Genomic DNA, 18,830 nt, shown 5'->3' with positions numbered 1-18,830 from the left:
GGGACGATAGATTGCATGCCGGCCGAACTGTCTCACATCGTCTTCCTCTTCCTGCGCATGACAATCGCGGCGGCGTTCGTCGTGTCGGCGTCTGTCATCACCGAGCGCTCGGGCCCCGCGATCGGAGCGCTGGTGGCGACGCTGCCGGTTTCCGCCGGGCCCTCCTACGTCTTCCTCGCCATCGATCATGACGCCGCCTTCATCGCGCAGGGTGCGCTGTCGAGCCTGCCGGTCAACGCCGCGACGATCTTCATGGGGCTTACCTATGTCGTGCTGGCGCAGCGGCACAGCATGGCGGTCAGTTGCTGCAGCGCGTTCGCGGTCTGGATCGCGATCGCCTCCGTTATCCGCCTGTTCGACTGGACGCTCACCGCCGGCCTTGCCGCGAACTTCGTTGCCTTCGGCATCTGCATTCCACTGCTCTCAGGCTATCGCCACGTGAAGATGCCGCTGGTGACGCGTCGCTGGTACGACATCCCGATGCGGGCCGCGCTGGTCGCGACCCTCGTCGCCATCGTCGTCTCGACGTCGAATTGGGTCGGCCCTCGCATCAGCGGCATCATTGCGCTGTTCCCCGTGGTGTTCTCCAGCATGATGGTGATCCTGCATCCCCGCATCGGCGGGCCGGCGACCGCCGCCGTGCTTGCGAGTTCCGCCTGGGGTCTGCTCGGATTTGGAATCGCGATTGCAGTGATGCACGTTGCGGTCGTGGAATTTGGATCGCCGGTTGGTCTTTGTCTGGCGCTTGCAACCTGCGTGACGTGGAACCTGACACTATGGTGGAATGGGCGGCGAAGACGGCGCGTTGAAGCGTAAGCATTCCGCACGGATTTTTTGCGGGGATCGGCCGGTAGTTCTGCGGTGCTTGGCCGCGCGTTTTCGATAGCGTCGTTAATTTAATCTTTGCGCTTTGCCCGCAAATATACTCATCGGCTGTTGAGGCGCCCACGTTCAATACGGGCCCGTTGTTCCAATACACCCGAGTGACGTGCGAGCCGAAAATTTTTCGGGCGTGAAGGCAATGCTGCCTGCGTCATGCAAAACAAGTTCTCATCGAGGAGACGTTCGGATGTTCGGTCGCAAGTCCCAAAGTGATGCACAGGCGCGGCTTGATGCCATCGGCCGCTCGCAGGCGATGATCGAATTCAACCTTGATGGAACGATCATCACGGCCAACAAGAATTTCCTCGATGCCCTCGGCTATCGGCTCGACGAAATCAAGGGCAAGCATCACTCGATGTTCGTGCCGGCCGACCAGCGCGACACCGCCGAGTACAAGGCGTTCTGGGCCGCACTGAACCGTGGCGAATATCAGGCGCGCGAGTTCAAGCGAATTGCGAAGGACGGCCACGAGGTCTGGATCGAAGCGTCCTATAATCCGGTGCTCGACGGCGACGGCAAGGCGGTGATGGTCGCCAAGATCGCGACCGACATCACCGAGAAGAAGCTCCGGAGCATGACGGAGGCCTCGAAGATCGCTGCCAGCAGCCGTGCCCAGGCCGTGATCGAGTTCAAGCTCGACGGCACCGTCGTCACCGCCAACGAGAATTTCTGCAAGGCGCTCGGCTATTCGCTCGCCGAGATCCAGGGCAAGCATCATAGCATGTTCATGCCTGAGGCTGACCGCAATGGCGCCGCCTATCGCGAATTCTGGGCCAAGCTCAACCGCGGCGAATACCAGGCGGGGGAATACAAGCGGATCGGCAAGGGCGGCCGCGAGGTCTGGATTCTCGCTTCCTACAATCCGATGTTCGACGAGAATGGCAAGCCGTTCGGCGTCGTCAAATACGCAACCGACATCACGGCCGAGAAGCTGAAGAGCGCCGATCTCGCCGGGCAGATCGCGGCGATCGACAAGGCGCAGGCCGTGATCGAGTTCAACATGGACGGCACGATCATCACGGCCAATGCCAACTTCCTCGCTGCGCTCGGCTATTCGCTGGCCGACATCAAGGGCAAGCATCACAGCATGTTCGTCGAGCCCAGCGAGCGCGACGGCGCCGGCTATCGCGAATTCTGGGCCAAGCTCAACCGCGGCGAATACCAGGCGGGGGAGTACAAGCGTATCGGCAAGGGCGGCAAGGAAGTCTACATCCAGGCCTCCTACAATCCGATCTTCGATCTCAACGGCAAGCCGTTCAAGGTCGTGAAATATGCCACCGACACCACCAAGCAGGTGCTGGTCCGCATGGGCAACGAGCGTGTCCGCGGCATGATGGAATCGGTCGCCGCCGGCTCGGAGGAACTCAACGCGTCGGTGCGGGAGATCTCCGAGGCGATGACCAAGTCGCGCGAGACCGCGATGAGCGCGGTCGATCAGGTCTCCGCGGCCGACTCGCAGGCCCAGCGCCTCACCGAAGCCGCGCAGGCGATGAGCGGCATCGTCGAGATGATCAACAACATCACCGGCCAGATCAATCTGTTGGCGCTGAACGCGACGATCGAATCCGCCCGCGCCGGTGAAGCCGGCCGCGGCTTTGCCGTGGTGGCGTCCGAAGTGAAGAGCCTCGCCAACCAGGCCAAGCAGGCCACCGACAAGATCGGCCAGGAGATCGGCAGCCTCAACGGCATCTCCGGCGACGTCGTCAGCGCCTTGAGCTCGATCAAGCAGGCGATCAATAACGTCAGCGAATACGTCACCTCGACCGCTGCCGCCATCGAGGAGCAGAGCACGGTCACCAACGAGATGTCGACCAGCATGCAGCGCGCGGCCGCGGAAGCGGCCGCGATCGCGGCGAGGGCGTAGGCCAAGCGCGCAGGAATCGTAGGGTGGGCAAAGGCGCGCCCTTCGCGCCGTGCCCACCATCTCTTACGTCTTTGCCGCTGTGCCTGGGCACGCTTCGCTTTGCCCACCCTACGGCACCGTCATTGCTTCGGCAGCTTGGCCTTGAGCGCGTAGAGCGCGTCCAGCGCCTCGCGCGGCGACATCTCGTCCGGATGGAGTGCCTTCACGGCGTCCATCAGCAGCTCGGCCTCGGTCGGCGGGGCGGCTTCCGCGGCGGCGCGTGAGGGGACGGCGAACAGCGGGAGATCGTCGGCGAGCGCTCGCGCCGTCTGGCCGCGGTCCTGCGCTTCGAGCTTCGCCAGCACGGATTTGGCACGCGTGATCACGGCCGGCGGCAGGCCTGCGAGCTTGGCGACCTGGATGCCGTAGGAGCGGTCGGCCGAGCCCGGCAGCACCTCGTGCAGGAACACCACATTGCCCTGCCATTCCTTCACCCGCACCGTCGCGTTGAACATGCGCGGCAGCTTGGCCGAGAGCGCGGTCAGCTCGTGGTAGTGCGTCGCGAACAGCGTGCGGCAGCGGTTGCTCTCGTGCAGATGCTCGATCGCGGCCCAGGCGATCGAGAGGCCGTCGAAGGTCGCGGTGCCGCGGCCGATCTCGTCGAGGATCACGAGCGCGCGCTCGCCGGCCTGATTCAGGATCGCCGCCGTCTCGACCATCTCCACCATGAAGGTCGAGCGGCCGCGGGCGAGGTCGTCGGCGGCACCGACGCGCGAGAACAGGCGATCGACGATGCCGATCCGCGCCCGCGTCGCCGGCACGAAGCTGCCGATCTGGGCCATCAGCGCAATCAGCGCGTTCTGGCGCAGGAAGGTCGATTTACCGGCCATGTTCGGGCCGGTCAGCAGCCAGAGCTGGCCGGATCTTTGCGCCGGGCTCGGCGAGAGATCGCAGGCGTTGGCGATGAACGGCTCGCCGTTGCGCTTCAGGGCCTGCTCGACCACGGGATGACGACCGGCCTCAATCGCAAAGGCGAGCGAACCATCGACCTCGGGCCGCACGTAGTTCTCGTCGACCGCGAGCTTGGCCAGCGACGTTGCGACATCGAGCAGCGCAAAGCCTTGCGCGGCGGCGCGCAGATCGTCGCTGATCTCCAGCGCCTTGGCGCAGAGCCGCTCGAAGATTTCGAGCTCGAGGCCGAGCGCGCGGTCGCCGGCATTGGCGATCTTGGCTTCGATCTCGCCAAGCTCTGACGTCGTGAACCGCACCTGGCCCGCCAGCGTCTGGCGATGGATGAAGGTCGCATTCAGCGGCGCCGACATCAGCTTGTCGCCGTGCTGGGCGGTGACCTCGACGAAATAGCCGAGCACGTTGTTGTGGCGGATCTTGAGGCCCTTGACGCCGGTGTCGTCGGCGTAGCGCGCCTGCATCGAGGCGACGACCAGGCGCGAGGCGTCGCGCAGGTTCCGCGCCTCGTCGAGCGCCGGCTCATAGCCGGCACGCACGAAGCCGCCGTCGCGCTTGATCAGCGGCAATTGCTCGTCGAGCGCGCGGGCGAATTCGGCGGCGAGCTCGCGCGAAGGGCGTTGCAGCGCCGCCATCACCGCAGCGATCTCCTGCGGCGGCTGGTCGAGCTCGGAAAGCCGCGTCAGCACCTGGTCGGCAGCGATGATGCCATCGCGCAAGCCTGCAAGATCGCGCGGGCCGCCGCGGCCGACCGAGAGACGGGCGAGGGCCCGCGACATGTCGGGCGCGCCGCGCAAAATGCTGCGGATGTCCTCGCGCGTCGCCGAATCCGCGACAAAGGCGCTGACGGCATCGAGCCGCCGCGCGATCGCCGACGCATCGGTCAAGGGCGCCGCGAGCCGCTGCGCCAGCAGGCGCGAGCCGGCCGAGGTCACGGTGCAGTCGACGGCATCGAGCAGCGAGCCGCGGCGTTCGCCCGCGAGCGTCCGCGTCAGCTCGAGATTGGCGCGGGTGGCGGGATCGATCGCCATGGTCGCGCCGGAGGCTTCGCGCGCAGGCGGCGACAGCGGCGGATGTTTGCCGACCTGGGTGCGGTCGACATAGGTGACGGCGGCGGCGGCAGCGGTGGCTTCCAGCCGTGAGAGCTGCGCCAGCCCGTCCATGGTCGCGACGGCGAAATAGTCGCAAAGGCGTTTCTCGGCGGTGGCACCGTCGAAGACATCGCGGGTCACCGGCGTCACCGCCGGCAGCTCCCGCAGGGTCTGGGCGAACTCGTTGTCGCCATAAAGGGCGTCAGTGACGATCGCCTCGTTCGGATTGATGCGCGCCAGCGTTGCGGCGAGCTCGCCGCTGGAGCATTCGGTGACCGTGAATTCGGCGGTCGAGATATCGATCCACGCAAGCCCGAAGCGGTCGCCGCCGGCGGATGAGCGCGCCCGCGCGATCGCCAGCAGGTAATTGTTGGCACGCGCATCGAGCAGCGTGTCCTCGGTCAGCGTGCCAGGCGTCACCAGGCGCACCACGCCGCGGCGCACGACGCTCTTGTTGCCGCGCGCTTTCGCCGCCGCAGGATCCTCGGTCTGCTCGCACACCGCGACCCGGTGGCCGGCGCTGATCAGGCGGTGCAGATAATCCTCGGAGCGCTCGACCGGCACGCCGCACATCGGGATGTCGTTGCCCTGGTGCTTGCCGCGCTTGGTCAGGACGATACCGAGCGTCCTGGAGGCGATCTCGGCGTCCTCGAAGAACAGCTCGTAGAAATCGCCCATTCGGTAGAACAGCAAGAGGCCCTGATGCGCCGCCTTGATCTCCAGATACTGTTCCATCATCGGCGTGACGCGCGCGGCGGCTTCCGCCTGCGGCGCGGGCGTTTCGTCTGGGGGCGGGACGGGAATGGGCTGTTGCATCGTCATGGGCGGCGCAACCTACAAAATTTCGCTGCGTGGTCCTATCGGTTTGGCCTGACAGAGGAGGTTTTCCACGTTGTCCGCGTAGTGGACGAGGTGCTGCCACATTCCCGGTCGTCTTTCCGGGATGCGCCAAGCGGCGCGCCCCGGAATGACGGAGGGTTTCGAATATGCGGCCCGCGAAACCGTCAATTGACCTGCCGCGGCCGCCCTCCTAAAACTCCGCCGACATTGAAGAATTTTCGCCGGACCGCGGCATTCAGGGAGAACGATGATGCGTGACGTCTTTATCTGCGATGCGGTGCGGACCCCGATCGGCCGTTTCGGCGGCTCGCTCGCCAAGGTGCGCGCCGACGATCTCGCCGCCGCTCCGATCAAGGCGCTGATGGCCAAGCACCCCAATCTCGACTGGGCACAGGTGGACGAAGTCTTCTTCGGCTGCGCCAACCAGGCCGGCGAGGACAATCGCAACGTCGCGCGCATGGCGCTGCTGCTTGCAGGGCTCCCCGATTCGGTTCCCGGCCAGACCCTGAACCGGCTCTGCGCCTCCGGCCTCGATGCGGTCGGCGCCGCCGGCCGCGCCATCCGCTCCGGCGAGATCGAGCTTGCGATTGCCGGCGGCGTCGAATCCATGACCCGCGCGCCCTTCGTGATGGGCAAGGCGCAGGAAGCCTTTTCGCGCTCGGCCGAAATCTTCGACACCACCATCGGCTGGCGCTTCATCAATCCGATTCTGAAGGCGCAGTATGGCGTCGATGCGATGCCGGAGACCGGCGAGAACGTCGCCGAGGAATTCCAGGTCTCGCGTGCCGACCAGGACGCCTTCGCGATCCGCTCACAGCAGCGCGCCGGCAAGGCGATCGCATCAGGCTATTTCGCCGAGGAGATCACGCCGATCACCATTCCCGGCGGCAAGGCTGGCCCTGTTACGGTCGACAAGGACGAGCATCCGCGGCCCGAGACCACGCTGGAAGGTCTGGCAAAACTGAAGCCGATCGTGCGCAATCCCGGCACCGTGACCGCCGGCAATGCCTCTGGCGTCAATGACGGTGCGGCTGCGATGATCCTCGCCTCCGAAGCTGCCGTGAAGAAGCATGGCCTCACGCCGCGCGCGCGCATCCTTGGGCTCGCCTCGGCCGGCGTGCCGCCGCGCATCATGGGCATCGGCCCGGTGCCGGCGACCCGCAAGCTGATGGAGCGGTTGGGCAAGAAGATCAGCGATTTCGACCTGATCGAGCTCAACGAGGCCTTCGCGTCGCAGGGCATCGCCTGCATGCGCCAGCTCGGCGTCGCCGACGATGCCGACTACGTCAATCCGCATGGCGGCGCCATCGCGCTCGGCCATCCGCTCGGCATGAGCGGCGCCCGCCTCGCGCTCACCGCCGTCCATGGCATGGAAAAGCGCGGCGGCAAGCTCGCGCTCGCCACCATGTGCGTCGGCGTCGGCCAGGGCGTGGCCGTCGCGATCGAGAAGGTGAATTGACAGGACGTTACGCGTCCCGTCATCCCGGAGCCGCTCGCTAGAGCGGAATCCGGGATCTCGAGATTCCGGGTTCGATGCTTCGCATCGCCCCGGAATGACAGACGATAGGATCGTTATATGATCATCGAACGCGAGCAGGATGTCACGGCCGCCGCCCTGGCGGTGATGGAGCGGACATCCGATCCGCGGATGCGGCAGATCATGGTCTCGCTGGTCAAGCATCTGCACGGCTTCGTCCGTGACGTGCGCCTGACCGAGAAGGAATTTCGCGACGCCACCGCCGTCATTGCCGAACTCGGCAAGCTGACCACCGACACGCATAACGAAGTCGTGCTGATGGCCGGCTCGCTCGGCGTCTCGTCGCTGGTGTGCCTGCTCAACAATGGCGATCAGGGCAATACGGAAACCGATCAGTCGCTGCTCGGGCCGTTCTGGCGGCTGAACTCGCCACGGGTGCAGAATGGCGGATCGATCGTCCGCTCCGAGACGCCGGGTGCACCGCTGTTCGTCAATGGCCGTGTCGTCGACAAGAACGGTCGCCCCGTCGCGGGCGCCGAGGTCGATGTCTGGCACGCCTCGCCGGTTGGTCTCTACGAGAACCAGGACCCCGAACAGGCCGACATGAACCTGCGCGGCAAGTTCACGACCGATGCCGACGGGCGCTTCGCCTTTCGCTCGGTGATGATGGTCGGCTATCCCATTCCAACCGATGGCGCCGTCGGCCGCCTCCTGGCGGCGCAGAGCCGGCACCCGTATCGTCCTGCGCATCTGCACGCCATGATCTTCAAGCCCGGCTTCAAGGTGCTGATCTCGCAGGTCTACGATCCCAACGATCCCCATATCGACAGCGACGTGCAGTTCGGGGTGACACGGGCGCTGATCGGCAAGTTCGTGCGCCACGAGACGCCGCATCCGAGCGCAGCTGACGTTTCGACGCCCTGGTATTCGCTCGACCACACCTACCGGCTCGAGGCCGGGGAGGCCGTGCTGCCGCGTGCGCCGATCAAATAGGGCCGTCGGCCCCAGTGCCGGGGCGCGGAAAGGGTGCCAAAGCCGCTTCCCAAAATTAGTTATATTCTATAATGATTGTCGCAAAGTTGGTCCGGCCGGACCGAAATGGCCGGGGAGGAGTTCGCCAATGACATTCATCTATCCCACTGACAGCAACAAGGCACATCCGCTGCCGCTGTCGCCCGAGTACAAGAGCTCGATCAAGCGCGCGCCGAACAAGCCCTTGATCCCGATGCGCCACACTTTGTCGGAACTGACCGGACCCGTGTACGGCCACGAGACCGTGCGCGAAGGCGACAACGACCTCACCACCCAGCACAAGGGCGAGCCGCTCGGCGAGCGCATCATCGTGCACGGTCATGTCCGCGACGAGGACGGCCGCGGTGTGTCCAACACGCTGGTCGAGATCTGGCAGGCCAATGCCTGCGGCCGCTACGTCCATGTCCGCGACCAGCATCCGGCACCGCTCGATCCCAATTTCACCGGCGCGGGCCGCACGTTAAGCGATGCATCGGGCTATTACCGCTTCGTCAGCATCAAGCCCGGCGCGTACCCCTGGGGCAACCACCACAATGCCTGGCGCCCCGCGCATATTCATCTCTCGGTGTTCGGCCATTCCTTTGTCAGCCGCCTGGTGACTCAGATGTATTTCCCAGGAGATCCGCTGTTCCCGTTCGATCCGATCTTCAACTCGGTGCCCGACGAGAAGGCGCGGATGCGCATGGTCTCGTCGTTCGATTTGGAGAACACCAAGCCCGAATGGGCGCTATGCTATCGCTTCGACATCGTGCTGCGCGGCAAGAACGCCACCCCCATGGAGAACCACTAACGTGCAGGATTCTGTGAAGCCCGAGGGGATCACGCCGTCGCAGACCGTCGGCCCGTTCTTCAAATACGGCCTGACGCCGACCGGCGATTACGCCTGGAACGACGCCTTCACCAACTCGACGCTGACGCCCGACGTCTCCGGCGATCGCGTCCGCATCGAGGGCCGTGTGCTCGATGGCGACGGTGCCACCGTGCCCGACGCCATGCTGGAGATCTGGCAGGCGGATGCGCAGGGGCGCTACGCCGATCCGCAGGACAGACGCGCGCTGCCGAACGCCAGCTTCCGGGGCTTTGCCCGCTGCGGTACCGACAAGGACGGCAATTATTCATTCGATACCATCAAGCCGGGCGCGCTGCCCGACCCCGACGGCAAGCCGCAGGCGCCGCATATCGTGCTGGCGGTGTTCGCGCGCGGCATGCTGCGGCATCTCTATACCCGTATCTATTTCAGCGACGAGGCCGGCAACGCCGCCGATCCCGTGCTGGCGCTGGTGCCCGCCGACCGTCGCACCACGCTGATTGCGGTGCGCGAGGCCGGCAAGGCCGTCTACAAGCTCGACCTGCGTTTGCAGGGCGACAACGAGACGGTGTTCTTCGACGTGTGAAGCAGCGCGTAGCGGCGGCGCCTGGTCGCCGCCACGCTTCTCGTTCAGCGCAGTTGCAGCCGGTGCCTGCGTTTAAATGTCAGTCTCGCTGACTCAAAATCGTTTGACCAATCTCCCATCCCCGTAGTGCTGCGGAGCTTTTTCGCGCTGCAACCAGTCCGAGAGGAAAGCCCGTATTTACCGTAATCATCTAGGGTCGGTGCGGATTTGAATTCGCGCCCGGATTGCCCCCATGAAAATTCGCCTGTCGTTGTCTTCCGCGATCATTGCGTTCGGAATCGTTCTTGCGATCGGCTTTACGGCGGTCGTGTCCACCAGCCTCTATGCACTGCGCGAGCTCAAGGTCGGTGGTCCGCTCTACTCCGATATCAAGCTCGGCAACGATTTGATCGCCGACATCCTGCCGCCGCCGGAATATGTCATCGAGGCCTATCTCGAAGCCACTCTGGCCATGCGTGAGCCGGACCAACTGGCGGCTCATGGCGAACGCCTGGTCCAGCTCCGCAAGGATTACGACGAGCGCAAGGCCTATTGGACCGCTTCCGGCCTCTCGGCCGACCTGAAGACAGCCCTGGTGTCCAAGTCGGACGCCGAGGTGCAGAAGTTCTGGAAGCTGTTGTCCGATCAGCTCCTGCCAGCCCTCAAGGCCAGGGACGCATCCGCGTCCGAACGCGCCTATGCGCAGCTGAAGGACGCCTACACCGCGCATCGTGCCGTCATCGACAGCATCGTCGACAGCGCCAACAAGCAGAACGCCGACATGGAGAAGCTGGCCGCCGACCGCGACAGCGCGATGCTCACCATCTTGCTCGGCGTCTCCGCGGCCGTGCTTGCCTTCGTTGCGGCAGGCCTGCTCGGCGTCGCGCTTGGCGTGGTGCGTCCGATCGTGCGCATGACGGACACGATGCAGAAGCTCGCGGCCGGCGATCTCGGCGCCGACATTCCTTTCGCGCAACGTCGGGACGAGGTCGGCTCGATGGCCGGCGCACTCGAGGTGTTCAAGCAGGGCGCGATCGAGAATTCGCGCCTCCGCGAGGAGCAATTGCAGAAGCAACAGGAAGCGGCGCTTGCCAAGCGCGGTGCCCTGCAGCAGATGGCCGAGACCGTCGAGCGCGAGACCGGCCGTTCCGTCGCTACCGCGAGCTCTGCGACGCAAGGCGTGGAGCGGGCTGCCTCGAGCCTGTCCGAGATTGCGCGATCCCTGTCTTCGGAATCGCAGGCGGTCGCCGCCGCCTCCACCCAGGCGCTCGGCAGTTCGCAGGCCGTTTCGGCCGCCGCCGAAGAGCTGAGTGCCTCGATCCGGGAGATCGCAACCCAGGTCGGACGCACCTCGACGGTTACCAAGTCGGCGGTCGCAGGCCGCGAGCAGGCGCGCTCGACCATCCAGGCGCTGGCCGGCGCGGTGAAAAAGATCGCCGAGGTCTCCGACCTGATCGGCGGCATCGCCGGCCAGACCAATCTGCTCGCGCTCAACGCCACGATCGAGGCGGCGCGCGCCGGTGAGGCCGGCCGCGGTTTTGCGGTCGTCGCGGCCGAAGTGAAATCCCTGTCCGACCAGACCGCGAAATCCACCGAGGAGATCGGGCGCCTGATCGCGGAGATCCAGACGTCGACGCAGGCCGCGGTCGATGCCGTCGAGACCATGGGTGGCCACATCGCCGAGATCGACGGCGTGGCGTCCTCGGTTGCCGCCGCGATGGAAGAGCAGGATGCCGCGACGCGGGAGATCGCCCGGTCGATCTCCGAATCGGCGTCCGCCGCGAAGGAGGTCTCAGCCAAGATCGCCAATGTCAGCCGCGACGCCGCTTCGGTGAACGATCGCGCAGCGGAGGTCAGGCAGGCCATCGCGGGCATGGCGGCCAATCTGGAATCGCTCCGATCGGTCGTGGTCCGCACCGTGCGCGAATCGACCGCCGCGGCGTAAAGCCCGGCATCAGCTCGGCCGCTGGCGCGTCGGGGTGTGATCGTGCAGTATGGCGCGGGGCAGGGGCATCATGGCTATGACACCTCCACAACTGCCGGCGGTCGCTGACCCCGGTTACCTCACGGCTGCATTGCGCAAGGCCCGCGCGCTGGACGCCGGCGCCGTGCGCGAGGTGACGGTGCTGCATGAGCGCGACACCGTGGTGTCGCATATCACCCGGCTCGGCCTGCGCTATGTCGGGGAGTCCACAGGCTCCCCGCAGACGCTGATCCTGAAGACGCCGCACGCCGATTTTGCCAAAATGCTCGCGCAGGGCGGTCGGCACGAGCTGGCCTTTTACCTGAAGCTCGCGCCGAAGATGCCGCCCGGGTTGGTGCCGCGCTGTTTTGATGGCCGTTCTGACGACGAGAGCGGGGCCTGGCATCTCCTGCTCGAAGACCTCACCGATAGTCATGAACTCGCGACCGTACCGACGCTGCCGCCGTCGCGCGACCAGTCGATGGCCATCGTCACGACGCTGGCGGGCATGCATGCGGTGTGGTGGAATCATCCCGATCTCGGCGAGACCGTCGGCACCTGGGCAAGTCCCGAGGACAGCGCGGCGCGCATCGAGACCTTCGCCGGTCATTACGATCGCTTTGCCGACGAGCTCGGCGATCGCCTCAGCGAGGAGCGGCGTATCCTTTACCGCCGTCTCATCGAGCAGTCGGAGCGACTGTCCGAGCGCTATCATTCGCGCCGCCACGTCACCATCGTTCACGGCGATGCGCATACGTGGAATTTCCTGTTGCCGCGGGCCGGCGTCGCGGACACCGTGCGCATTTTCGATTTCGACCTGTGGGGCATCAATGTTCCCACCAACGACCTCGCCTATATGATGGCGATCCAATGGTACCCGGAGCGCCGCCAGGCGCTCGAGCGGGTGCTGCTCAACCGTTACTACGAGACGCTGCTCGCACGCGGCGTGACCGGCTACACCCGCGGCGCGCTCGACCAGGATTACCGCTGGTCGGTGCTCTGGCACATCACCAAGCCGGTCTGGCAATGGGCCATCAACCTCCCGCCGGGAATCTGGTGGAACAATCTGGAGCGCGTGATGATGGCGGTCGAGGATCTGGGGTGCGAGGAGCTGTTGTGAGTGCGCCTGGTAGCAGGTGAAGGCGGAACGGCGGCGGAGTTTGTTGCAGGCGACAGTGCCTACTCCATCACCGCATGTTCCGGCCCCGCCGTCTGCTTGCGCAGCGTGGCCTTGGTCGAGCCGATCATCAGGGCGAGCGGGATGGTGCAGAGGATGAAGAACATCACCAGCTGGTAGTCGTGCGCGAAGGCAATGATCTGCGCCTGCACGCTGACCATGCGGTCGGCCATGGCGCGGCCGGCGTCGGTGGAGAGGTTGATCAGGCCGCGCACGTCAGGCATCTGCAGCGCGTGGTTGAACGGATTGATGTGCTCCGACAGGATCGCATAGCTCTTGCGCGTGCCCTGCGTCAGCTGGGCGATCACGATGGAGATGCCGACCGAGCTTGCGACGTTGCGCAAGAGCGTCAGCATCGAGGTGCCGTCGGTACGCAGATGATTGGGCAGCGTCAGGAACGACACGGTCGAGAGCGGCACGAACACGAGGCCGAAGCCAAAACCCTGGATCACGCTGACGATGACGATCTCCGGCACCTGGGTCTGGTCGGTCCAGCCGGTCATCTGGAACAGCGAGGCCGCCGTCAGCGTCAGGCCGCAGATGATCAGGGTACGGGCCTCGATGTACTTCATGATGCGGCCGACCATCATCATGGCGAAGAAAGTGCCGAAGCCGCGGCTGGCGAGCAGGCCGCCGGCCGTCATGATGGGATAGCCGATGACGTTCTGTAGGTACGGCGAGGCCAGCGCCATGGTCGAGTACAGCACGAGGCCCATCACCGTCATGAAGATGCAGCCGGTGACGAAGTTGCGGTCCTTGAACAGCGCAAACTGGATGAACGGGCGCGAGGTCGTGAAGGAGTGCGCGAAGAAGTAATAGAAGGCGATGCCGGAGATGACGAACTCGGTCACGATCTCGACCGACTCGAACCAGTCGAGCTGCTCGCCGCGGTCGAGCGCGAGCTGGAGCGCGCCGATCGCGATCGCCAGCGCGCCGAAGCCGAACCAGTCGAACTTGAGGCTAAGGTCCTTCTTGGTCTCATCCATGAAGACCATCAGCCCGAACACGGTGATCGCACCGAACGGCAGATTGACGAAGAACACCCAATGCCAGGAATAGGTCTCGGTGAGCCAGGCGCCGAGCGACGGGCCCATGATCGGGCCCATCATCACGCCCATGCCCCAGATCGACATCGCCTTGGCGCGCTCCTGGAGCGTGTAATAGTCGAGCATCACCGACTGAGACAGCGGCACCAGCGCTGCGCCGAACACGCCCTGCAGCAGGCGGAACAGCACCATCTGATTGATGTCCTGCGCCAGCCCGCATAGGACGGAGGCGAAGGTGAAGCCGCCGGCGCAGATGATGAAGATGCGCTTGCGGCCGAAGCGGTTGGAGATCCATCCCACCGGCGCCGTCATGATCGCGGCGGCGACGATGTAGGAGGTCAGCACCCAGTTGATCTGGTCCTGCGAGGCCGACAGCGTGCCCTGCATGTAGGGCAGCGCGACGTTGGCGATGGTGGTGTCCAGCGCCTGCATGATGGTCGCGGTCATGGCGCAGATCGTCACCATGTTCCGGCGCAGGCCGGGGACCATCAGATGGGCATTGGGGCCGGACATGCGCTTGGTCCCTGTCTTACTCTTTGTCCTGACCCGCGGTCGCCGACAGGCCGAGCAGGCCGGCGAGCGAGCGCTGATGGCCGGTATCGATGCTGGCATAGACGCTCATGCCGGCCTTCAGTTTCTTCACGTATTTGTCGTCCTCGTCGAAATAGATCCTGATCGGCACGCGCTGCACCACCTTGACGAAATTGCCGCTGGCGTTCTGCGGCGGCAGGATCGCGAATTGCGCGCCGGTGCCGGGGGACAGCGAGCCGATCTTGCCCTTGAAGGTATGGCTCGGGAACGCGTCGACCTCGAGCGTGACGGGCTGGCCTTCGGTGACGTAGGTGAGATCGCTCTCCTTCGGATTGGCGTCGACCCAGGGATGGGCGACGTCGATGATGGAGAACACCGGCGTGCCGGCCGCGACGAAGCGGCCGAGCTGGATCTGATCCACCTGTGTCGCGATGCCGTCCATAGGCGCCTTGAGCACCGTATGGTCGAGATTGCGCTGCGCGTCCTCGAGCTTGGCCTTGGCCTGGACGTAAGGCGGGAATTCTTCCAGCGGCAGCTTGGGATTGCCGAGCAATTGCATCTTGGCGTTGGAGAGCTGCTGCTTGATGAACTGCGCCTGCGCGCCTGCGGTGACCAGCGCGTTGGAGGCGTTGTCGAGGTCGAGCTGCGAGCCGAAGCTGTTTTTCACCAGCGCCTGCTTGCGCTCGACATCGCGCTTTTTCAGGTCGACGCCCTGCTGGGCGAGATCGAGCATGTCGCCGTAGATCTTGATGTTGGCGATGAGATTGTCATAGGTCGTCTGCGCCTGGGCGAGCTGCGCCTTGGCTTCCTCTACTGCGAGGCGGAACGGCACGGGATCGATCTCGAACAGCTCGTCGCCCTTCTTGACCGACTGGCCCTCCTTGACGACCACCTTCTGGATCTTGCCGGAGATATCAGGCGTCACCAGCACCTTCTGCGCGCCGACATAGGCATCGTCGGTGCCGACATAGCGGCCGCCATTGAGATAGAAGGCGAGGCCGGCGACGACGGCCACGATCGGCAGCACCACCATCAGCAGGAAGCGGCGATAGCGGCGCAGGCCGGCGACGAAGCGGCGGCGCGGATCGGTGCCGGCCTTCTTGGTCGGCTTGCCGCTGTCGGTCTTCTGCTCGGGCTGGAATTTGAGAACCTGATCAGCCATAGCGCTGCTCCTTACGTGCTTGTTCCGCGCCAGACGTCTGGATCGCAGTTCGCACGTTTTCCTTGATGGTTTCGAGTTGGGTGAGGAGACGGTGGGCGTCGGACGGGCTGATGCCGTCGAGCGCGTTCGCGGTCAGCTCGGATTTGAGCCCGCTCATCTTGCCCAGCAGCGCACGGCCCGCCTTCTTCAGATAGAGGCGCTTGACGCGGCGGTCGGTGGCGTCGCTGCGGCGCTCGATCCAGTCGTTGTCGCAGAGCTTGTCGATCAGCCGCGTCAGCGTGATCGGCTGCATCTCCAAGAGCTCGGCGAGCTCCGATTGCTTCATGCCCTCGCTGCGCTCGACCTTGGCCAGCACGGCCCATTGCGCGCGGGTGATGCCGAAGCGCGAGGCCTCCTTGTCGGCATAGACGCGCAAGAGGCGGTACAATTCGCCGAGCGTGAACAGGAAATTCTGGTCGACAGACGACCCGCGGGTCATAAGCTTGGTCTCCAATAAGCTTGCAATATAATAAGCAAGCTTATGATTATTTGATGGCGAGTTAACGGGATGCCGTCCTGCCGCAAAAGCATGGCTGACCGCCGCGGTGCCGGTCGCGCTTTGGGTTCCCCGGCCGAAATGCTAGAAAGCGGTCCGAATGACCCTCGCCAAGCCGGCCTTTCCGACGCCCGACCATGATCACGGACGCTGCACCGCGGACGCGCTGGCGCATGCGGAAGCGGTTTGCGAGCAGCGCGCGCAGAAATTCACGCCGATTCGCCGCCAGGTGCTGGGGGCCTTGCTCTCCAGCCATCGCCCACTCGGCGCTTACGAAGTGATCGACGAGCTCGCCAAATCGATGCCGCGGCCGGCGCCGATCACGGTCTACCGTGCGCTCGATTTCCTGATGGCAAACCGCCTCGTGCACCGCATCGAAAGCCGCAACGCCTATCTCGCCTGCGCCGCCCACGACCATGACGCGACCTCCGCGGTGGCGTTCCTGATCTGCGAGCGCTGTGGGCTGGTCGGCGAGATCCCGTCAGGATCTTTCGCCGGGGAACTCAACGCCGCGGCCCGCAGCTCGGGCTTCGCACCAAAACTGTCCGTGGTGGAGATCACAGGCGTCTGCACCCATTGTCAGAAGAAGTCTTAAAGCAACAACGGCGCAAAGCCGGACCTCAGGAAGAAATGTCCGCAACCGAAGCCATCCCGTCCGCCGGCCGCCCGCTCAGTGCCGGCGCCATCGCCCTGATGCTGATGCTGTGCCTGACCTGGGGCTTCAACCAGATCGCGGTGAAGCTCGTCATCCCCGACATCCCGCCGATGTTGCAGGCGACCATCCGCTCGATGGGCGCGCTGCCGGTGCTGTTCATCATCGGCAGCTTGCGCGGGGCAAAGTTCTTCGAGCGCGACGGTACGCTCGCCGCAGGTCTGTTTGCCGGCTTGATGTTCGGCATCGAATTCGTGTTGATCTATGAAGGTCTGCGCTTCACGCCGGCCTCGCGCGCGGTCGTGTTCCTCTACACCGCGCCGTTCTTCGTCGCGCTCGGTTCCTATCAGGTGCTGGGGGAGCGGCTGATGGGCTCGCAATGGCTGGGGCTGGCCTTGAGCTTTGCCGGCGTCGCGCTTGCGATCGGCGTGCCGCAGCCGGATGTCGATGCCAAAGTGCTGCTCGGCGATCTCATGATCGTCGGCGGCGGCGCGCTCTGGGCCGCGACCACGCTGGTCGCCAAGGCGACACGGCTGCGCTTTGCTCCGCCGGAGAAGGCGCTGGGCTACCAGGTCGCGATGTCGATCCCGATCCTGGGGCTCGCCGCCTATCTGTTCGGGGAGACCATCCCTCATACCCCGCGCCCGCTCTCGATCGGGCTGATGGTGTTCCAGACGGTCTGGGTGGTGGGAACGACGTTCACGCTTTGGTTCGCGCTGGTGAAGACCTATTCGGCCAGCAAATTGTCGGCTTTTACCTTCATCACCCCTTTGTTTGGCGTGGTGGCTAGCTATTTCATCATGCACGACACCCTAAGTCTGGCCTTTGGGGCGGCAGCCGTCCTTGTAATTGCTGGACTTTTTCTGGTTAACCGTCCGAGCCGAGAGGCCGCGGCGCCAGCTGATGCATTGCTGAACGTCACCAAAACCTGATATTTGGACCCCATGAACAAGCTCGAAAACACCATCGATTCCGACATCGCCGGCCCCGCGCCCCGGCACAAGACCATCCAGGTGAAGGTGGGCAACGTCGCCGTGGGCGGCGGTGCACCAATCGTCGTGCAGTCGATGACCAACACCGACACCGCCGACATCGACGGCACCATCGCCCAGGTCGCAGCGCTCGCGCGCGCCGGCTCCGAAATGGTCCGCATCACCGTGGATCGCGAGGAGGCCGCCGCGGCCGTCCCGCACATCCGCGACGGCCTCGCCAAGCGCGGCATCACCACGCCCTTGATCGGCGACTTCCATTATATCGGCCACAAGCTGCTCGCGGCCTATCCGGCCTGCGCCGAGGCGCTGGCGAAATACCGCATCAATCCCGGCAATGTCGGCTTCAAGGACAAGCGCGACACCCAGTTCGCAGACATCATCGAGATCGCGAACAAGAACAGCAAGCCGGTGCGCATCGGCGCCAATTGGGGCTCGCTCGACCAGGAGCTCTTGACCAAGCTGATGGACGAGAACGCCGCCTCCGCCAATCCGCGCGACGTGCGCGCGGTGACGCGCGAGGCGATGGTGCAGTCGGCGCTGCTCTCGGCCGCGCGCGCCGAAGAGCTCGGCATGCCCAAGGACCGCATCATCCTCTCAGCCAAGGTCTCGGCGGTGCAGGACCTCATCGCGGTCTATCAGGATCTCGCCGCGCGTTCCGACTACGCCATCCATCTCGGCCTGACCGAAGCAGGCATGGGCTCGAAGGGCATCGTGGCCTCGGCCGCCGCGCTCGGCATCCTGTTGCAGCAGGGCATCGGCGACACCATTCGCATCTCGCTGACGCCGGAGCCCGGCGGCGACCGCACCCGCGAGGTGCAGGTCGGCCAGGAGCTGCTGCAGACCATGGGCTTCCGCACCTTCGTGCCGCTGGTGGCCGCGTGCCCCGGCTGCGGCCGCACCACCTCGACCACGTTCCAGGAGCTGGCGCGTTCGATTCAGGATTTCATCCGCGACGAGATGCCGACCTGGAAGACCAAATATCCCGGCGTCGAGGAGCTCAACGTCGCGGTGATGGGCTGCATCGTCAACGGCCCCGGCGAATCCAAGCACGCCAATATCGGCATCTCCCTGCCCGGCACCGGCGAAGCGCCGGCCGCGCCCGTCTTCGTCGACGGCAAGAAGTTCCGCACGCTGCGTGGGCCCACCATCTCCGCCGATTTCAAGGCGCTGGTGATCGACTACATCGACCAGCGCTACGGCCACGGCGCCAAGATGCCGGAGACGGCGGCGGAGTAGGTCTCTTCAAAACATCGGAATCGTAGGGCGGG

At 65.0% G+C, this 18,830-nt stretch carries 15 protein-coding genes; 11 read left to right on the top strand and 4 right to left on the bottom strand.

The genetic code is table 11. The features are described from left to right. The first annotated feature begins 15 nt into the window (after positions 1-15). Together AOQ71_RS20460 and AOQ71_RS20455 are read left to right on the top strand one after the other, a co-directional pair. Positions 16-816, top strand: coding sequence for a hypothetical protein (locus tag AOQ71_RS20460; RefSeq protein ID WP_057750013.1), 801 nt, complete (start codon positions 16-18; stop codon positions 814-816). A 253-nt stretch (positions 817-1,069) separates the two neighbouring features. Beyond that, positions 1,070-2,746, top strand: coding sequence for a methyl-accepting chemotaxis protein (locus tag AOQ71_RS20455; RefSeq protein ID WP_057750010.1), 1,677 nt, complete (start codon positions 1,070-1,072; stop codon positions 2,744-2,746). A gap of 119 nt (positions 2,747-2,865) precedes the next feature. On the opposite strand, the gene mutS is transcribed toward AOQ71_RS20455, so the two are convergent. After that, positions 2,866-5,604: a DNA mismatch repair protein MutS gene (gene mutS, locus AOQ71_RS20450; RefSeq protein ID WP_057750006.1), complete on the bottom strand. Its 2,739-nt coding sequence runs from the start codon at positions 5,602-5,604 to the stop codon at positions 2,866-2,868. A gap of 268 nt (positions 5,605-5,872) precedes the next feature. Here mutS and pcaF point away from each other — a divergent pair, with 268 nt between their 5' ends. The 6 genes from pcaF to AOQ71_RS20420 all read left to right on the top strand — a co-directional run bounded on the left by pcaF (position 5,873) and on the right by AOQ71_RS20420 (position 12,587). Then, positions 5,873-7,081 carry a 3-oxoadipyl-CoA thiolase gene (gene pcaF, locus AOQ71_RS20445; RefSeq protein WP_057750089.1) on the top strand — a complete coding sequence of 403 codons (1,209 nt, stop codon included), beginning with the start codon at positions 5,873-5,875 and terminating at the stop codon, positions 7,079-7,081. A gap of 117 nt (positions 7,082-7,198) precedes the next feature. After that, a complete protein-coding gene (locus AOQ71_RS20440; RefSeq protein WP_057750003.1) occupies positions 7,199-8,092 on the top strand; it encodes a dioxygenase family protein in 894 nt (297 codons plus the stop codon). 127 nt (positions 8,093-8,219) lie between these two features. Further along, positions 8,220-8,921 (top strand): protocatechuate 3,4-dioxygenase subunit beta, encoded by a 702-nt coding sequence (gene pcaH / locus AOQ71_RS20435; RefSeq protein WP_057750000.1) that lies wholly within the window; start codon positions 8,220-8,222, stop codon positions 8,919-8,921. A gap of 1 nt (position 8,922) precedes the next feature. Continuing rightward, positions 8,923-9,525, top strand: a complete 603-nt coding sequence (gene pcaG / locus AOQ71_RS20430; RefSeq protein WP_083514354.1) for a protocatechuate 3,4-dioxygenase subunit alpha — start codon at positions 8,923-8,925, stop codon at positions 9,523-9,525. Positions 9,526-9,757: 232 nt separating this feature from the next. Then, positions 9,758-11,449, top strand: a complete 1,692-nt coding sequence (locus tag AOQ71_RS20425; protein ID WP_057749997.1) for a methyl-accepting chemotaxis protein — start codon at positions 9,758-9,760, stop codon at positions 11,447-11,449. A 49-nt stretch (positions 11,450-11,498) separates the two neighbouring features. Continuing rightward, on the top strand, positions 11,499-12,587 hold the full coding sequence (locus AOQ71_RS20420) for a phosphotransferase (RefSeq protein WP_057749995.1): 1,089 nt from the start codon (positions 11,499-11,501) through the stop codon (positions 12,585-12,587). A 59-nt stretch (positions 12,588-12,646) separates the two neighbouring features. Here AOQ71_RS20420 and AOQ71_RS20415 read toward each other — a convergent pair whose 3' ends face one another. From AOQ71_RS20415 to AOQ71_RS20405, 3 genes are read right to left on the bottom strand one after another with little or no spacing between them, the layout of a single operon-like run. Beyond that, positions 12,647-14,203, bottom strand: a complete 1,557-nt coding sequence (locus AOQ71_RS20415) for an MDR family MFS transporter (RefSeq protein ID WP_057749992.1) — start codon at positions 14,201-14,203, stop codon at positions 12,647-12,649. Positions 14,204-14,219: 16 nt separating this feature from the next. After that, positions 14,220-15,383 carry an HlyD family secretion protein gene (locus tag AOQ71_RS20410; RefSeq protein WP_057749989.1) on the bottom strand — a complete coding sequence of 388 codons (1,164 nt, stop codon included), beginning with the start codon at positions 15,381-15,383 and terminating at the stop codon, positions 14,220-14,222. Continuing rightward, positions 15,376-15,861, bottom strand: a complete 486-nt coding sequence (locus AOQ71_RS20405) for a MarR family winged helix-turn-helix transcriptional regulator (RefSeq protein ID WP_057749986.1) — start codon at positions 15,859-15,861, stop codon at positions 15,376-15,378. Before AOQ71_RS20405 ends, AOQ71_RS20410 begins: the two co-directional genes overlap by 8 nt. A 157-nt stretch (positions 15,862-16,018) precedes the next feature. Here AOQ71_RS20405 and AOQ71_RS20400 point away from each other — a divergent pair, with 157 nt between their 5' ends. From AOQ71_RS20400 to ispG, 3 genes are read left to right on the top strand one after another with little or no spacing between them, the layout of a single operon-like run. Continuing rightward, positions 16,019-16,513, top strand: a complete 495-nt coding sequence (locus AOQ71_RS20400) for a Fur family transcriptional regulator (RefSeq protein ID WP_057749983.1) — start codon at positions 16,019-16,021, stop codon at positions 16,511-16,513. A 35-nt stretch (positions 16,514-16,548) separates the two neighbouring features. Next, positions 16,549-17,502, top strand: a complete 954-nt coding sequence (locus tag AOQ71_RS20395; protein ID WP_057749980.1) for a DMT family transporter — start codon at positions 16,549-16,551, stop codon at positions 17,500-17,502. Positions 17,503-17,514: 12 nt separating this feature from the next. Beyond that, the gene (gene ispG / locus AOQ71_RS20390) at positions 17,515-18,798 is read left to right on the top strand and encodes a flavodoxin-dependent (E)-4-hydroxy-3-methylbut-2-enyl-diphosphate synthase (protein ID WP_057749977.1); all 1,284 of its coding nucleotides are present in this window, start codon (positions 17,515-17,517) and stop codon (positions 18,796-18,798) included. Positions 18,799-18,830 lie beyond the last annotated feature (32 nt).

Origin of the sequence: Bradyrhizobium manausense, from assembly GCF_001440035.1 — a bacterium.
Taxonomy (GTDB): domain Bacteria; phylum Pseudomonadota; class Alphaproteobacteria; order Rhizobiales; family Xanthobacteraceae; genus Bradyrhizobium; species Bradyrhizobium manausense.
The sequence above is the reverse complement of the archived record's forward strand: the minus strand, read 5'-3'. Positions and strand labels throughout refer to the sequence as shown.

What these genes read in the sequence shown, in the direction of transcription:
- AOQ71_RS20410 (WP_057749989.1), bottom strand. Translation starts at nt 15,383, where the DNA reads ATGGCTGATCAGGTTCTCAAATTCCAGCCCGAGCAGAAGACCGACAGC.
- mutS (WP_057750006.1), bottom strand. Translation starts at nt 5,604, where the DNA reads ATGACGATGCAACAGCCCATTCCCGTCCCGCCCCCAGACGAAACGCCC.
- AOQ71_RS20395 (WP_057749980.1), top strand. Translation starts at nt 16,549, where the DNA reads ATGTCCGCAACCGAAGCCATCCCGTCCGCCGGCCGCCCGCTCAGTGCC.
- AOQ71_RS20440 (WP_057750003.1), top strand. Translation starts at nt 7,199, where the DNA reads ATGATCATCGAACGCGAGCAGGATGTCACGGCCGCCGCCCTGGCGGTG.
- AOQ71_RS20455 (WP_057750010.1), top strand. Translation starts at nt 1,070, where the DNA reads ATGTTCGGTCGCAAGTCCCAAAGTGATGCACAGGCGCGGCTTGATGCC.
- pcaH (WP_057750000.1), top strand. Translation starts at nt 8,220, where the DNA reads ATGACATTCATCTATCCCACTGACAGCAACAAGGCACATCCGCTGCCG.
- pcaF (WP_057750089.1), top strand. Translation starts at nt 5,873, where the DNA reads ATGCGTGACGTCTTTATCTGCGATGCGGTGCGGACCCCGATCGGCCGT.
- AOQ71_RS20420 (WP_057749995.1), top strand. Translation starts at nt 11,499, where the DNA reads ATGGCGCGGGGCAGGGGCATCATGGCTATGACACCTCCACAACTGCCG.
- AOQ71_RS20400 (WP_057749983.1), top strand. Translation starts at nt 16,019, where the DNA reads ATGACCCTCGCCAAGCCGGCCTTTCCGACGCCCGACCATGATCACGGA.
- ispG (WP_057749977.1), top strand. Translation starts at nt 17,515, where the DNA reads ATGAACAAGCTCGAAAACACCATCGATTCCGACATCGCCGGCCCCGCG.
- AOQ71_RS20415 (WP_057749992.1), bottom strand. Translation starts at nt 14,203, where the DNA reads ATGTCCGGCCCCAATGCCCATCTGATGGTCCCCGGCCTGCGCCGGAAC.
- AOQ71_RS20425 (WP_057749997.1), top strand. Translation starts at nt 9,758, where the DNA reads ATGAAAATTCGCCTGTCGTTGTCTTCCGCGATCATTGCGTTCGGAATC.
- AOQ71_RS20460 (WP_057750013.1), top strand. Translation starts at nt 16, where the DNA reads ATGCCGGCCGAACTGTCTCACATCGTCTTCCTCTTCCTGCGCATGACA.
- AOQ71_RS20405 (WP_057749986.1), bottom strand. Translation starts at nt 15,861, where the DNA reads ATGACCCGCGGGTCGTCTGTCGACCAGAATTTCCTGTTCACGCTCGGC.